At 55.7% G+C, this 14205-nt stretch carries 14 protein-coding genes and 1 pseudogene; 11 read left to right on the forward strand and 4 right to left on the reverse strand.

Annotated elements, in window-relative coordinates; translation table 11 throughout:
* Nucleotides 1–87: 87 nt before the first annotated feature.
* The 8 genes from ACUTQ5_RS20395 (at nucleotide 88) to ACUTQ5_RS20430 (ending at nucleotide 8490) form a co-directional block, all read left to right on the forward strand.
* Nucleotides 88–639, forward strand: a complete 552-nt coding sequence (locus ACUTQ5_RS20395) for a fimbrial protein (RefSeq protein ID WP_445652720.1) — start codon at nucleotides 88–90, stop codon at nucleotides 637–639.
* 99 nt (nucleotides 640–738) lie between these two features.
* Entirely contained in the window at nucleotides 739–3240 is a 2502-nt protein-coding gene (locus ACUTQ5_RS20400) for a fimbria/pilus outer membrane usher protein (protein WP_445652721.1), read from the forward strand.
* A 49-nt stretch (nucleotides 3241–3289) separates the two neighbouring features.
* The gene (locus ACUTQ5_RS20405; protein WP_445652771.1) at nucleotides 3290–4015 is read left to right on the forward strand and encodes a fimbrial biogenesis chaperone; all 726 of its coding nucleotides are present in this window, start codon (nucleotides 3290–3292) and stop codon (nucleotides 4013–4015) included.
* An 11-nt stretch (nucleotides 4016–4026) separates the two neighbouring features.
* Nucleotides 4027–4641, forward strand: a complete 615-nt coding sequence (locus ACUTQ5_RS20410; RefSeq protein WP_044554827.1) for a fimbrial protein — start codon at nucleotides 4027–4029, stop codon at nucleotides 4639–4641.
* Between the two features lie 14 nt (nucleotides 4642–4655).
* Nucleotides 4656–5660: a fimbrial protein gene (locus ACUTQ5_RS20415; protein WP_445652772.1), complete on the forward strand. Its 1005-nt coding sequence runs from the start codon at nucleotides 4656–4658 to the stop codon at nucleotides 5658–5660.
* An 18-nt stretch (nucleotides 5661–5678) separates the two neighbouring features.
* Nucleotides 5679–6218, forward strand: coding sequence for a fimbrial protein (locus ACUTQ5_RS20420; protein WP_445652722.1), 540 nt, complete (start codon nucleotides 5679–5681; stop codon nucleotides 6216–6218).
* A gap of 23 nt (nucleotides 6219–6241) precedes the next feature.
* A complete protein-coding gene (locus ACUTQ5_RS20425) occupies nucleotides 6242–7876 on the forward strand; it encodes a Wzy polymerase domain-containing protein (protein ID WP_445652723.1) in 1635 nt (544 codons plus the stop codon).
* A 2-nt stretch (nucleotides 7877–7878) separates the two neighbouring features.
* Nucleotides 7879–8490, forward strand: a complete 612-nt coding sequence (locus tag ACUTQ5_RS20430; RefSeq protein ID WP_445652724.1) for a response regulator transcription factor — start codon at nucleotides 7879–7881, stop codon at nucleotides 8488–8490.
* Here ACUTQ5_RS20430 and ctlX read toward each other — a convergent pair.
* Nucleotides 8482–9408, reverse strand: a complete 927-nt coding sequence (gene ctlX, locus ACUTQ5_RS20435) for a citrulline utilization hydrolase CtlX (RefSeq protein WP_445652725.1) — start codon at nucleotides 9406–9408, stop codon at nucleotides 8482–8484. The genes ACUTQ5_RS20430 and ctlX overlap by 9 nt on opposite strands.
* A gap of 143 nt (nucleotides 9409–9551) precedes the next feature.
* Here ctlX and ACUTQ5_RS20440 point away from each other — a divergent pair, with 143 nt between their 5' ends.
* A complete protein-coding gene (locus tag ACUTQ5_RS20440) occupies nucleotides 9552–9974 on the forward strand; it encodes an Lrp/AsnC family transcriptional regulator (RefSeq protein ID WP_174355088.1) in 423 nt (140 codons plus the stop codon).
* Here the strand turns inward: ACUTQ5_RS20440 and ACUTQ5_RS20445 are convergent.
* Nucleotides 9971–10162: pseudogene (locus ACUTQ5_RS20445) on the reverse strand (DMT family transporter); the annotation flags it as partial. The gene ACUTQ5_RS20440 and the pseudogene ACUTQ5_RS20445 overlap by 4 nt on opposite strands.
* Nucleotides 10163–10351: 189 nt before the next feature.
* On the reverse strand, nucleotides 10352–11551 hold the full coding sequence (locus ACUTQ5_RS20450) for an NAD(P)/FAD-dependent oxidoreductase (protein ID WP_445652726.1): 1200 nt from the start codon (nucleotides 11549–11551) through the stop codon (nucleotides 10352–10354).
* Nucleotides 11552–11850: 299 nt separating this feature from the next.
* Between ACUTQ5_RS20450 and pitA the strand changes: the two genes are divergently transcribed.
* Nucleotides 11851–13353 (forward strand): inorganic phosphate transporter PitA, encoded by a 1503-nt coding sequence (gene pitA / locus ACUTQ5_RS20455; RefSeq protein ID WP_445652727.1) that lies wholly within the window; start codon nucleotides 11851–11853, stop codon nucleotides 13351–13353.
* A gap of 14 nt (nucleotides 13354–13367) precedes the next feature.
* Nucleotides 13368–13592 (forward strand): hypothetical protein, encoded by a 225-nt coding sequence (locus tag ACUTQ5_RS20460; RefSeq protein WP_445652774.1) that lies wholly within the window; start codon nucleotides 13368–13370, stop codon nucleotides 13590–13592.
* Here ACUTQ5_RS20460 and uspB read toward each other — a convergent pair.
* A complete protein-coding gene (uspB, locus tag ACUTQ5_RS20465) occupies nucleotides 13589–13924 on the reverse strand; it encodes a universal stress protein UspB (protein WP_026142575.1) in 336 nt (111 codons plus the stop codon). The genes ACUTQ5_RS20460 and uspB overlap by 4 nt on opposite strands.
* Nucleotides 13925–14205: the final 281 nt, after the last annotated feature.

The following is a 14205-nucleotide window of genomic DNA, read 5'->3' on the forward strand; positions in this document are numbered from 1 at the left end:
TCCCTCGCTGGGGATACCACTGCGGTATCCCCGCTTTACCTGCACGGAAATTGGGTAACGGTACCAACGGCAACAGGGAGAGCCAGCATGACCAAGCGGATTTGGGGCGTAGTGCTTATCGCGCTCAGCGTTTGCAGCGCCGAAGCGAAGGCAAAAAATCAGGGCCACGGCACGCTAAACCTGGGCGGCGAGATCGTCGAAACTCCCTGTGGAATTGCCGGCGAAAGCCTGGACCAGACCGTTGATTTCGGGCTGATATCCATGACCGACGCCGCATTGGATACGCAGCCGGTACTGATTGGAAGCCGCCGCAACTTTGAGATCAAGCTGGTGAATTGTGAATTGGCCAGCCAGGTAAAACCCGACTTTATCTACCGCGCCGCCACCGTCACCTTCGACGGCACGGCTGACAGCCGGGATCCCGAGTTATTGGCCGTTTACGGCGAAGCGAAAGGCGTGGCCATTGAGCTGCTGACCGCTGCCGGTACCCCGATCCCGCTGGGTAGCACCACGGCGGATTATCAGATTGTCGCCGGCGACAATACGCTGCGCTTTAGCGCTCAGCTACGTATTAACCCTGACAGGGCCAGAGCCGGTGGATTCAGCTCTCTGGCGAAATTCACCCTGTCTTATCTGTAGCGCCTCGTTAGGTGGGTGCCTTTCACAGGGCACTGAATGACATCACGTATTACGTATTCAGGTCGTACAGGATGACCTGCTATTGAGCGCGGATTTGCCATGAGTGATTATTCTATGACGTCATTACTGACACGGAAAAAAATACCCCTCACCGTCATCCTATCTTTCCTCTGGGCGCATTCGGCTTTTTCCGCCACGGAATTTAATACCGACGTATTAGATATTGGCGATCGCAGCAAAGTGGATTTATCGCGTTTTTCCGACGCCGATTACGTCATGCCGGGTGCCTATCTGCTGGATATCAAGATCAACCAGAAAACTCTGCCGCAGCGCAGCATCCAGTATTACCCGTCGCCAGACAAAAAGGATCGTTCTCGCGTCTGTTTACCGCCGGATCTGGTCGAGAAAATGGCGCTGAAAGAAGAAGTCCTCAAAAAAATCACTCTGTGGCACGACAACGGCTGCGCCGATATCAGTGGCATCAAAGGAGCGACCATTTCCGACCGCATTGGCGGGGGCGTGCTGGCGATCACTATTCCACAGGCCTGGATGAAATATTCCGATCCGGACTGGACACCACCGGAACAGTGGGATGACGGCATCCCTGGTTTGTTGCTGGACTACAGCATCAGCGGCCAGGTCGGTAAGCAGAGCCACAATAACAACACCGCAGAAAACCTCAGCAGCTACGGGACGGTCGGCGCCAACCTGGGTGCCTGGCGTCTGCGCGCCGATTATCAAGCCAATTACAATCAGCAGGCCGGTCAGCGTGACAGCAATTTCGACTGGAACCAGATTTACGCCTATCGCGCACTGCCGATGCGGGCCGCCAAGCTGACCCTCGGCGAAATCTTCCTCGATTCGGACGTGTTCGACTCCTACCGCTTCACCGGCATTAATCTGGCCAGCGACGAGCGCATGCTGCCGCCAAACCTGCAGGGCTATGCGCCGGAAGTGCGCGGCATTGCCAAAAGCAACGCCAAGATAACCGTGTCGCAAGAAGGCCGCACGCTGTATGAAACCACCGTGCCTGCGGGCCCCTTTGCCATTCAGGATCTCAACAGTTCGGTACGCGGTCGGCTGGATGTGAAGGTAGAAGAACAGGATGGCAGCGTATCGACCTTCCAGGTCGACACCGCCACTATTCCTTACCTGACGCGCCCCGGTTATGTCCGCTACAACGTCGCCGTGGGCAAGCCCTCGACTTACGATCACCGTACCCAAGGGCCGCTGTTCTCCGCCAGTGATTTCTCCTGGGGGTTAACCAGCGCCTGGTCGCTGTACGGCGGCGCGTTGCTTGGCGGCGATTACAACGCCTGGGCACTCGGCCTGGGCCGTGACCTGAACGTGTTTGGCACCATGTCGGCGGACGTGACGCAGTCTATCGCTCGCTTGCCCAATGAGCCGACTGCCAGTGGGCTATCGTTCAAGGTCAACTACGCCAAGCGCTTTGATGAGATGAACAGCCAGATCACCTTTGCCGGCTACCGTTTCTCACAGCGCAAATTCATGAAAATGTCGCAGTATCTGCAGGAACGCTACAACGATGACGACGAGCGCTACGACGGACGGCAAAAAGAGCTATACACCATTACCGCCAGTAAAACCTTTATGGCGGAAGACAGCGCCAAGGCGATCACCGTTTACCTGACCTATTCGCACCAAACCTATTGGGATGCCAGGGCGCAGGATCGTTACGGGTTATCCACCAGCAAATTGTTCAGCGTCGGCGATATCAGCAACATCACCGCATCGCTGTCGGCCTATCGCACGACTTATCACGGCCGCAACGACGACAGCGTGATGCTGAACTTCAGCGTACCAATTGGCGATCGCCGCCGTATCGGCTACTCGCTGCAAACCAGCAACAGTGACGTGACGCAGATGGCGTCTTACAACGACTACACCGATCCGAACAACACCTGGCAGGTGAGCGGTGGCTTTAACCAGGCCGGCAAATCGCTGGCCCGGGGTTACTACAGCCATAACGCTTCGTTTGGCTCGCTCAACGCCAGCGCCTCTTATCAACAGGACGGCTATTCGTCGCTCGGCGGCACCTTCCGCAGCGGCATTACTGCTACCCGACATGGCGTAGCCGCACACCAGAACTCCAGTAACGGCGGTAGCCGAATGATGCTCGATACCGACGGCATCGCCGGGGTGCCGATCAACAACGGCCGCGCCTACAGCAACCGCTTCGGCCTGGCGGTGATCTCCGACATCACCAGCTACTACAACACCGACACCCGCATCGACGTCAATACGTTGGCGGACGACGTGGAAGCCACCCGAGCCGTCGTCCAGGGCACGCTGACCGAAGGCGCCATCGGCTATCGCCACTTTGAGGTGGTAAAAGGCAGCAAGCTGCTGGCCACCATCAAACTTGCCGACGGCAGTGAGCCACCATTCGGTGCCACGGTACTGAGCGAGCGTGGCCGTGAAGTGGCCGTGGTGAACGACGGTGGCTCGGTCTACCTGACTGGCGTGCAGCCGCAAGAGCAACTGGACGTCGCCTGGGAAGGCCAGCGTCAGTGCCGCATTGTCATACCGGGCGCCGCCAAGCCGCTGGATCAGCTACTGCTGCCGTGCGCCAAACTGTAATCCGTAACGCAGAGAATTGATGATTATGAACAACGTTCCGTTAGCAAAAATGGCCACGCTGGGCCTGGCATTAGCCGCTGCAATCCCCGCCGCCAACGCGGCGATATCGCTGGATCGCACCCGTGCCGTTTACCTCAGCGACGCGAAATCGATCAGCCTGAATATCGTCAATGAAAACAAAGAACTGCCTTTCCTGGCGCAGTCCTGGCTGGAAAACGAGCAGCACCAGAAAATCACCTCGCCGCTGGTGGTGTTGCCGCCGTTGCAACGGGTAGAGGCCAACGAACGCAGCGTGGTGCGCATCACCAAGACGCCGGAGGCCGATAATCTGCCGCAAGATCGCGAGTCGGTGTTCTATTTCAACCTGCGGGAGATCCCGCCAAAAAGCAGCAAAACCAATGTGATGCAGTTGGCGCTGCAAACCCAGATCAAACTGTTTTATCGCCCGAAGGCTATCGTCGCACCAAAAGGAGAAGTGTGGCAGGAGAAGCTGGTGTTTCACAAAAGTGTCGGTGGTTTCACCGTTGAAAACCCAACACCGTTTTATATCACCCTGACCGGGATGACCCGTCAGACGCAGAAACAGGGCGGCGGCGCACTGGGTGGCTTCCAGCCAGTGATGCTGAAACCGAAATCCAGCGAAACCCTCAAGCTGAGTGACAACGGCCTCAACAGCTTTGTCGTCACCTATATCAATGACTACGGCGGTCACCCGGAGCTGCGCTTCGCCTGTAACGGCAGCGTATGCAACGCCGTGCCCGAGACCAAAAAATAAGGAGATTCCGCATGGCTGAATTCACCGGCGGCCGCCTGCGGCCCCTGCTGATCGCCGCGCTGCTGGTTAGCGGCAGCGCGACGGCGGCAACGCCACTGGGCGTGATCCAAGGCACCACCGGCACCGTCAGCTTTCATGGCGGCCTGCTCAGTTCCCCGTGCAGCCTGACGCCGGACAGCCAGGATCAGTCGATTGATTTGGGTGATGTTAACGCGCGCGATTTTCAAAACGCCGGCGATCAGAGCACGCCGGTGCGTTTTCGCCTCTCTTTCCGCAACTGCCTGCTGGGGGCCAAAGCCTTGGCAGATAACCCGGCAGGACAGCGCAACGGCGATGCCGGGCAGCTCTATTTGCAGGGTGAACAGGCCGCCACGCTGGTGTTTCTCGGCGAAAGCGATATCAACAACCCTGACCTGCTGAAACTGAACGGCGGCGTACAGGGCATCGGCCTGCGTTTGAAAGATCAGCAGGGCCATGCGCTATCGCTCAACCAGCAGAGCCGGCCTTACATTCTGCAGCCCGGCAGCAATACGCTGTGGTTCAGCGCCAGCGTGGAATCCACGCAGCGGGCGGTGATGGCGGCCGGTTTTTCCGGCGTAGCGCACATTCAGGTGATTTACCTGTGAGGTTCACAAACGTGATGAAAAAAACCTACCTTAACTCCTGCCTGCCGCTGGCACTGGCGCTGACGGCTCCAGCCGTGTGGGCCAACGGCTATGTCACGCCGGACGGCGGAGCGAAACAGTTTTATATCGACCTGAATGAAAGCAATATCACCAACAAGGTCGGTTTTACCAAAGAGTTTCCCTATTCGTTAGGCGGCACTTATACCGGCAAGGTCTATTGCGACACCCCGATCCCCGTTAGCCCACACTTTTATAAGTCGGATTCGGCATTGCCTGCGTCCGAATACGGCAATGGCTATTTAAAACTGAATGACTTCCTGGACTTGAAAGCCGAAGTTTGGATCGCCGGCAATAAAAACGCCTATATCACCGTACCGTTTTATAACGAGTCCAATCTGCTCAACCAGCACTCCTGCAAACCGCCTTATTTGCAGGTCAATAACTATGGCAGTGGCTCCAAAGGAAAAATCACCTTCCGGGTACGCAAAAAAATCATCAATGGCGTGCAGATTAACGACCGGCAAATCATCGAGATGTATGGCCGGTTAGGGTCAACCGACGCAGGCTTTGGCCCTAACCCGATGGCGCAGGTATTTATTCAGTCCGCCATTTTGTATGTACCAGATAAGTGCGTGGTGAATGAAGGCCAGCTGATCAGCGTCGAATTTGGTGAAATCAGCGGCAGTAACCTGAACGGCACCAGTTATCCACAAAACATTCCGGTGCGCTTCCAGTGTGAAGGCGGCAGTTTTGAGGACGGCACGTTGAATATCAAGCTGGCGGTCTCCGGTACCCCAGCGCCTTTCAGCAACAACGCGTTTAAAACCGATAAAACCGATCTCGGCATCGAGATCAAACATAACGGTAGCTTGGTGATCCCGAATGAGTTTTACCCGGTGCCCAATATCGGTAACGGCGGTAGCTGGAATTTAGTTGCCGCACCGTTGGCCAACGGCGGCAAGGAAATCGCGGAAGGGGAATTTAACGCCTCAGCCACCATTGTGGCAGCCTTCGAGTAATTCAGGGAGAAACAGACGATGCGTTTACGCGCTTTAGCGATGCTCAGTTGCACGCCCTTTTGGTTTACAACATTGCCGGCTCTGGCAGATACCGAGTTGGTCGGTTCTCCGCTGCAGTTCCACGGCACCGTGGTGAGCCGGCCGTGCAATATTGAGCCGCAATCGGCCGATCAGTTGGTGAAGATGGACACGATTATCGTCAAAACGCTATACCGCTACGGCCATAGCACCCCGGTGCCGTTCAACATCAAGCTGACCGACTGTAAAACGTCGGTATTCAAATCCGTCAATGTCACCTTCAGCGGTACCGAAGACAGCGAGCTACCTGGCAAGCTGGCGATTAATAACGGCACCAACGGTGCCGCCATCGCCCTGTTTGACAGCAAAGGGGCCGATATTGATTTGAACCAGGCCACCAGCGCGATGGCATTGCAGGACGGCGCCAATATTCTGAATTTCACCGCCTATGTGCAGGGCCACCCCAGCGCGATACAGAATAAAACTATTACCGAGGGCGAGTTCAGCTCGGTGGCCAATTTCGTTCTGGCCTACCAATAGGCCCGGCGTCTGCAGGAATAGTGATGATATCCAAACCCAAAACAGCCTGGTTATTCGGGCTGGCGGCGTTTTATTGCCTGATTGCCATGCATATTTACTGGCCCAATCGCGGCGGCAGCGGTTTTTATCTGCCGTGGAATCTGGTCGGGGGGATATTTATCGCCCTGACTAGCCTCGGCACCATGCTGTTTTGCCGACCGCCGCTGGCGGTCTCCGGCTTTTTTAACCGGCTGGCGCTGGGGGGACTGATTTTATTTTTGCCGCTGCTGTGGGCGCAACAACCCTGGCTAAGCGAAGTCCTACCGCGCCTGATGGGTTTGGCGCTGGGTATCATGGCCTACTTCGCACTGTTGCAGATCCCGCTCGATCGCCAAGGGCGGCGCAGGCTGCTGACTCTGTTACTGGCGGCAACGGTGATCGAGGCCCTGTTCGGCCTGGTGCAATACAGCCTGCTGCAGCCGGGCAACTGGATCGGCTATAACAGCCTGAAAAACCGCCCTTACGGTATCTTCCAGCAGTGGAACCTGATGGCCAGCTTTATGGCTACCGGCCTGGCGCTGGCACTGTATCTGCTGAGCACCCGCCGCACTTTGTCGCGCAGTCTTCAATGGCTGGCCGCCGCCATGCTGCTGCTGGCACCGCTGTTGTTGGTCGTTATTGCCTCACGCGTCGGCCTACTGGCTGCCCTGCTGCTGTCACCGCTACAACTGTGGATGCTATATCGCCTTAATCGCCGCCGCGCCACCCTCTCCCTGTTGCTGCTGCTGACCGGGGTAGCCGCCGGATTACTGCTGGTGCAGCTCAACGGGGCGACGCGGGCGGTCACAGTGACAGAGCCGATTTTCTACCGGTTGGCTTATTGGCAAGAAGCCCTGCGCATGATCGCCGAACGCCCGTTGTTTGGCTGGGGTTACGGCCATTTTCAGCACGATTTCCTGCATCATTTCTACACCACCCGCAATAGCGGAATGGAAAGCGTCGCCATCAGCCACCCGCACAACGAAATTTTACTGTGGGGCATCGAAGGTGGCCTGCTAAGCCTGAGCGGCATTGCCATGGTTGGCTGGGGATTATGGCACTTACTGCAACGCACCCGAGTATTGCCACTGCGCCCAGCCCCCTGGATGGCGGCACTGCCGATCCTGTTGCATATGATGGTGGAGTACCCGCTTTATCTTTCCGCTGCCCACGCCGTGCTGCTACTGGCAATCTTGCGCGCGGGTGACATACGCCGCCGTTGGCGGTTGCCTCTTCGGCCACAACAGACAGTGCGTCTGCTCACCGGTGCCGCGGCCTTATTGATCCTGCCCTATCTGCTCAACGGTCTGCACAGTGCGCTGATCATTACTGCGGTAGAGAAAACCGGCCTGCGGCAGTTTGGCCCCATGAGCCGGGTGATAACGCCGACGCCCTGGCAGGTACGTTATGACTACGACGTCCAGTTACAGCGGCTGCTGCAATATCCGCAAACCCGCGATGCCGCCACGTTGCTGAATTACCGGCAATGGGCAGAAAACGAAATCCGCGTGCGGCCAGACGCCAATATCTACATCAATCTGGTGACGGTCAGCCGCCTACTGCAACAACCCCAGCGGGCCGCCGAACTGCAACATCAGGCTCGTCGACTGTTCCCGCACGATATGCGTTTTGAGGAGTAATCATGCTTAATATTCAGTTCACCCTACTGGGCAGCGATAACTTTTATCAATTCGGCTTACGGCTATTGCTGGAAGGATATCTGTATGACCTGAACACCAGCAGCCGTAGATATTCGGTCGATCTGCAAAATCTGGAACCGATAGAAATCGTGTTTCGTACTCTGGAAGAGGCTTGCGGCTGCGCACGTTGCTATCAAAGCCCGCACCAGACACCTCGTCACCGGCAAATGACTGTGCTGATCCTTGATGATCGCGACACCCGTTATTCACACGCCCATCCGGCGCTGTTCAGCATTAACCGTCGTGACACTACCGCGACGATCCGCAACAAATTGCAGATGGCGCTGGAACAGTTTTGCCAACAACCCTGGGTGGCATTGCATGCAAGCGGTATCTGGAAATGTCGGCAGTGTCGCATCGCCGCCCTAAGCAGTTGCGAGAAGAAAGTGTTGAGACTGATGAGCACCGGCATGTCCGCCTGCACCATCGCCGGTATGCTGCACCGCAGCCAGAAGACCATCAGCGCCCATAAGCGCTCGGCGATGCGCAAACTGAATGTGCGCAAAAACACCGAGCTGAACAAAATGCTGTTAAATCAGATGGGATTAAACTGACAGCGGTTTCTTTTGCAGGAAGATCTCCGCCAGCATGCAGCGTGCGCCACCACCGCCAAGATCTTCAATAATGTCAATTGGCCCCAGCGCCAGCCGGGCATAGTCGCCTATCAGCGCCTGCTGTTGCGGGGTGAAACTGGCCCAGGCGCGGGTCGACATGGCATAGACCGGGCTATCGTCCCCGGCTCGCAGTTCCAGTACGTTGCAGGCGAAGGCTTCCATCTGAGTGAAACTGACGTCAATAATGGTTTTCCCGCTGCGTTCCAGCGTTGCGACCAGCGCGTTTTTTTGCGCCTCGCTGCGAATACTTTCAAGGCAAATTATGGCGTATTGCACTCCGACACTCATCATCACATTGGTGTGATAGATCGGCTGATTATTAGCATCCACGGCGTCAAACCAGACAATCTGATAACCCGAGTGGCGCTCAAATTCGTGGCCAACCTCCGGCGAGCTGCGGGACGACTGGCAGCAGTAAGCCAGCCGGTGTTGACGATCCAAGATCAGCGAGCCGGTGCCTTCCAGAAAGCGCCCGGCTAGCTCGTGGGCAGAAAGATCGACACGCCGTTCAACCACAAAGTCATTGGCGAGCTGCGCAATAATGTCCTGGCGACGCTCTCGTCGTCGGTTGACGGCTTCCATCGGAAAGGTGAACAAGGTGCCATCCGCCATCAGGGCAATCCAGTTATTGGGAAATAATGCGTCCGGGGTTTCCTGTCCTTCAATCTCATCCATCACCCTGACGTCGACACCGGCCTGCCGTAATGCATCAACGTAGCCGTTAAAGGCAATGACGGCCCCAGCAGCATGATCCTCATGTTCCTCGGTGATTTTCTGGAAAAAATTGCTGTGCCGGGTTTCCGGATTAGCGGTAAAGCCAGACGGCCTGATCATAAAAACGGATTGGGTGGTTTGCATGTTATTTATCACCGGGTTCAGGATTAGCCAGGGGCTGGCGTGACACCATTATGGATAATCAATTTGAAACCAGTCAGTGTGAAAAACGATTAAATTGCTCTATATTTTTACAAATTGCCACAACTCATTGACACATTGCCAACATGAATGATACCGATCGCCAAATCCTCGCGCTGCTGCGCGAAAACGCCCGTGCCTCCATCACCGAGATCGCCAACAAGGTGCGGGTTTCCCGCGCTACGGTGCAAAAAAGAATTGAGGCACTGGAGGCACAGGGGATCATTACCGGCTATACCATCCGCATTAAACCGGGCGTGGAGCATAACCGCATCCGCGCCTGGATGTGCGTGGCGGTAGAAGGCACCAAGGCACCCAGCGTGTTGCAGCAACTGCGCGGTGAACCTTCGGTCTTCACCCTGCACACCACCAACGGCAAGTGGGATATTCTGGTGGAGATCCGCACCGACAGCCTGGAGAGCTTCGATAAAATTTTGGGCCGCATCCGGCGCATTGCCGGCATTGCCGGCACCGAGACCAGCATCCTGCTGTCGACGCATAAGGCTTAACGGTTCACGGCAGGTTTGACTATCCCAAATTTTAAACAGGCAATACCGCAGATAATGAATAAAAAACCCAACAGCTTGGGGGGCGATACCGACTCATTAAACAGCAGATAACTCAAAGAAACGATCAGCACAATGCCAATGCCTTCCCATAGCGCATAAGCAATGCCCAGGGGAATGGCCCTGATTGCTTTAGCAAAGAAAAACTAGGAAATGCATATCACTATTAATGTAATAAGATGAAGTTTATCGCACTGATAGACCTGCGCGTATTTAATGAAAATGGTTCCCATTACGGCTTTGTTGAATTAATCGGATTTAGATAAAAGCGCCTCCCATCAACTGGCAGAAGCGCAATCTATATTGCCACTCGCCAGGCTTTACTGCCCCTGTACTGCCAGCGCCTGAGCGCAGGCCCAGGCCGAGCTCCAGGCCCACTGGAAGTTATAGCCCCCCAACCACCCTGTCACATCCACCACTTCGCCGATAAAGTACAGACCCGGTACCTTGGTGGCCTCCATCGTCTTGGAAGACAGCTCTTTGGTATCCACACCCCCTAGCGTCACTTCCGCCGTGCGGTAGCCTTCGGTGCCGTTGGGTTGCACGCGCCAATTCTGCAAGGTTTCTACCAGCGCAGCCTGCTGCGTCGGGTTCAACTGTTTCAGCGTGACTTCCGGTAATTGCCCTAACGTCTGCAGGCACTCCACCAAACGTTTCGGCAAGTGCAATGCCAGGGTATTTTTCAGGCTTTGATTCGGGTGTGCCTGGCGTTGTTCGTTGAGGAATCCCGCCAAATCAAGCGCAGGGAGTAAGTTAACACTTACAAACTCACCAGGTTGCCAGTAGCTGGAAAGCTGCAATACCACCGGGCCGGACAGGCCGCGGTGGGTGAAAAGCAGGCTCTCGCGGAAGCTGACGCCGTTTTCGGCAGTGATCACCGCCGGCACAGAGACGCCAGACAGGGTTTGCAGGTGTTCCAGTAGCGGTTTATGCAGCGTGAAAGGCACCAGAGCGGCGCGCGTCGGCAGCACTTTCAGGCCAAACTGCTCCGCCAGCTTATAGCCAAACGGCGTCGCACCCAGTCCCGGCATCGACAGACCGCCGCTGGCCACTACAAGTGAGCGAGCACTCACCTTCTCGCCATTCAGCGCCAGTTCGAATCCTTCCTGCGTTTTTTCCACCGCCAGTACTTCGCTGCGCAGGCGCGTCGTCACCTGGCCGAGTTCACACTCTTTGACCAACAGTTCGACCACCTGCTGTGCCGAGTCGTCGCAGAAAAGCTGCCCGAGCGTTTTCTCGTGGTAGGCAATGCCGTGGCGGTTAATCAGATCGATAAAATCCCACTGGGTGTAACGCGCCAGTGCCGATTTACAAAAATGCGGGTTATTGGACAGGTAAGCGGCCGGTTCGGTGTACATATTGGTAAAGTTACAGCGTCCGCCGCCGGACATCAGGATTTTGCGGCCCGGTTTTTTGCCGTTGTCTAGCAGCAGTACCCGGCGACCGAGTTGCCCTGCCTGCGCCGCGCAAAACATACCCGCTGCGCCCGCACCTATCACCACGACATCAAACTGTTCCACCTGCGCCTCTCTATAAAAACCACAATCGCGACAAAAGGCCGCCATATTACGCCGAATCGCCACCGGTAACCGGCAACTTTACGGCGGCAGATTGTAAAGCCATGGCGCCGACAACGCCATAGTAAGAAAATATTACAGCGGGCCAAACAGCATAACGCGCTGATATTTCATATCTTTGTCATGGCAACGCCATCATTTCGTCATATCTAAATCAAAAAAACGTCATATTTTCCTTTTCCCCAGCCCCGGTTGTCACGGATAATGCGCGGCGTTCATGTCCACAAACTGGCGTAACGCTTATGCTGCATTTGTTCGCTGGCCTGGATTTCCATACCGGCCTGATGTTAATTCTCGCATTGTTGTTCGTGTTGTTTTATGAAGCCATTAACGGTTTTCATGATACGGCCAATGCGGTTGCTACAGTAATTTATACCCGTGCCATGCGCTCGCAACTTGCGGTCGTGATGGCTGGTTTGTTCAACTTTCTTGGCGTAATGCTCGGTGGTTTGAGTGTTGCTTACGCCATTGTTCACCTGTTGCCAACAGATCTGTTGTTGAACGTCAGTTCAGCACACGGATTAGCCATGGTCTTTTCCATGCTGCTGGCGGCTATCATCTGGAACCTCGGCACCTGGTATTTCGGTCTGCCGGCCTCCAGCTCTCATACGCTGATTGGCGCAATTATTGGTGTGGGTTTGACCAACGCACTGATGACCCACACTTCGGTGGTGGATGCGCTTAACGTCCCGAAAATGATCGGTATTTTCCTGTCATTGCTCATCTCGCCGCTGGTTGGCATGATGGTCGCCGGGTTGATGGTGTTTGCCTTGCGCCGCTATTGGAGTGGCACCAAGAAACGCCAGCGTATCCACATGACCCCTGCGGAACGTGAAAAGGTCGACGGCAAACGCAAGCCGCCGTTCTGGACCCGTATCGCTCTGATCCTGTCGGCTATCGGCGTTAGTTTCTCGCACGGCGCCAACGACGGCCAGAAAGGTATCGGCTTGATTATGCTGGTGCTGATCGGCGTTGCGCCGGCCGGCTTCGTGCTCAATATGAATGCAACCGGTTATGACATCACCCGTACGCGTGATGCCGTGGCCCACCTACAGCAATATTACGAGCAGCACAGCGATGCCCTATCGCACGTGGTCGCCCTCACTCCGCTGGTGCCAAGCCCGGACGAGGACGTATCGCCGGATAAACCCGTCGAGTTCCACTGTGACAGTGCCCGCGCCATGCCGGCCATTCAGCTTACCTCCGGGTTGCTGAACAATCTGCAAAGTTACGATCAACTCTCGGTAGAACAGCGCAGCCACCTGCGTCGCCTGCTGATGTGCGTAACAGACACCGCAGACAAGATTGCCAAGCTGCCGGAAACCTCGAGCCAGGACCAACGTTTCCTGAAAAACCTGCGTCAGGATCTGCTGCAAACCGTTGAGTATGCACCGATCTGGATTATCGTCGCGGTTGCTCTGGCGTTGTCACTCGGTACCATGGTCGGCTGGCAGCGTGTTGCCACCACCATTGGCGAGAAAATCGGTAAGAAGGGCATGACCTACGCTCAGGGCGTGTCGGCTCAGATGACCGCAGCCTTATCGATTGGTGTCGCCAGTTATACCGGTATGCCGGTTTCCACCACCCATGTGCTTTCTTCGGCAGTAGCCGGGACCATGATCGTGGACGGCGGCGGCGTACAAAGCAAAACCGTGAAGAATATCCTGTTGGCCTGGTTGTTGACCCTGCCAATATCGATTCTGCTTTCCGGTTCGCTGTACTGGTTGGCGCTTAAGGTGATCTAAGCAGTTTGCTCCATGTGAAAGGCGGCCCAGGTGGCCGCCTTAGGTTGCTGACAAAGCAGGAAAAAGCGTGGTTTTTCCTGCTTTGTGGTGAGCAGCCGAAAATCATTAAATTGATTTTCCTGATTTTTATTTATCGGCCTCTACTCGCTCTGGGCAGGAATGAGATTTGTCATCAGTCTGAGGCGGCCCAAGTGGCCGCCTTTTCTTTATCTGTTGCAGGGCAAACAGGCCGGCATTAATACCAGATCATCAACGCCAGCAGGCTGATAACCACCAGCCCGCATAGGGCGGAAGTCAGCATAAACTGCCCGCGCACCCGTTCGCAGCGGCGGATAAACTCCGGATCGTGATGCTCGATATAGCGCTGCGAGAAGATATAGCGCACCAGTCGTATCTGCTTGCTCGGCTGGCCGTGGGCGGTAAAGAAGCCCCCACCGTCAACATACTGGTACAGCAGCGGGTCACAGCCGCGCAAAACCACTAACAGCGCGCGCAGAGAAGAGTAATACCGCACCATGTTTAACACACACACCACACAAAGAGCCCAAAACAGCGCGACGGTACTGATCATGATTGCCTCCTCAAGGCATTGTAATCCACGGCGCTCCGCCGGGTCCAACTGCCCTACCTCTATACCCATTACTGCGGGAGCCTACCGCTCCGATCCCCTTGGCACCGCACAGGCCGCGCATAACCCACCGCCACTGAAAGCCAACCCTCGCCACGCAGAAACTCAACGCAGGGTTTCACTCAGTGGAGTAATGATAAGGCCCATATTCATTATTGTAGGTTAATGAAACGCAAACTGGCCTGAGCAGTAGATAAAATTTACCGCACCCCACCGATTTGTCA

It is taken from the genome of Serratia sp. NA_112.1 (assembly GCF_052691715.1).

Excerpts from the sequence above, each read along its gene's own strand:
- ACUTQ5_RS20395 (WP_445652720.1), top strand. The coding sequence starts at position 88 with ATGACCAAGCGGATTTGGGGCGTAGTGCTTATCGCGCTCAGCGTTTGC.
- ACUTQ5_RS20400 (WP_445652721.1), top strand. The coding sequence starts at position 739 with ATGAGTGATTATTCTATGACGTCATTACTGACACGGAAAAAAATACCC.
- ACUTQ5_RS20405 (WP_445652771.1), top strand. The coding sequence starts at position 3,290 with ATGGCCACGCTGGGCCTGGCATTAGCCGCTGCAATCCCCGCCGCCAAC.
- ACUTQ5_RS20410 (WP_044554827.1), top strand. The coding sequence starts at position 4,027 with ATGGCTGAATTCACCGGCGGCCGCCTGCGGCCCCTGCTGATCGCCGCG.
- ACUTQ5_RS20415 (WP_445652772.1), top strand. The coding sequence starts at position 4,656 with ATGAAAAAAACCTACCTTAACTCCTGCCTGCCGCTGGCACTGGCGCTG.
- ACUTQ5_RS20420 (WP_445652722.1), top strand. The coding sequence starts at position 5,679 with ATGCGTTTACGCGCTTTAGCGATGCTCAGTTGCACGCCCTTTTGGTTT.
- ACUTQ5_RS20425 (WP_445652723.1), top strand. The coding sequence starts at position 6,242 with ATGATATCCAAACCCAAAACAGCCTGGTTATTCGGGCTGGCGGCGTTT.
- ACUTQ5_RS20430 (WP_445652724.1), top strand. The coding sequence starts at position 7,879 with ATGCTTAATATTCAGTTCACCCTACTGGGCAGCGATAACTTTTATCAA.
- ctlX (WP_445652725.1), bottom strand. The coding sequence starts at position 9,408 with ATGCAAACCACCCAATCCGTTTTTATGATCAGGCCGTCTGGCTTTACC.
- ACUTQ5_RS20440 (WP_174355088.1), top strand. The coding sequence starts at position 9,552 with ATGAATGATACCGATCGCCAAATCCTCGCGCTGCTGCGCGAAAACGCC.
- pitA (WP_445652727.1), top strand. The coding sequence starts at position 11,851 with ATGCTGCATTTGTTCGCTGGCCTGGATTTCCATACCGGCCTGATGTTA.
- uspB (WP_026142575.1), bottom strand. The coding sequence starts at position 13,924 with ATGATCAGTACCGTCGCGCTGTTTTGGGCTCTTTGTGTGGTGTGTGTG.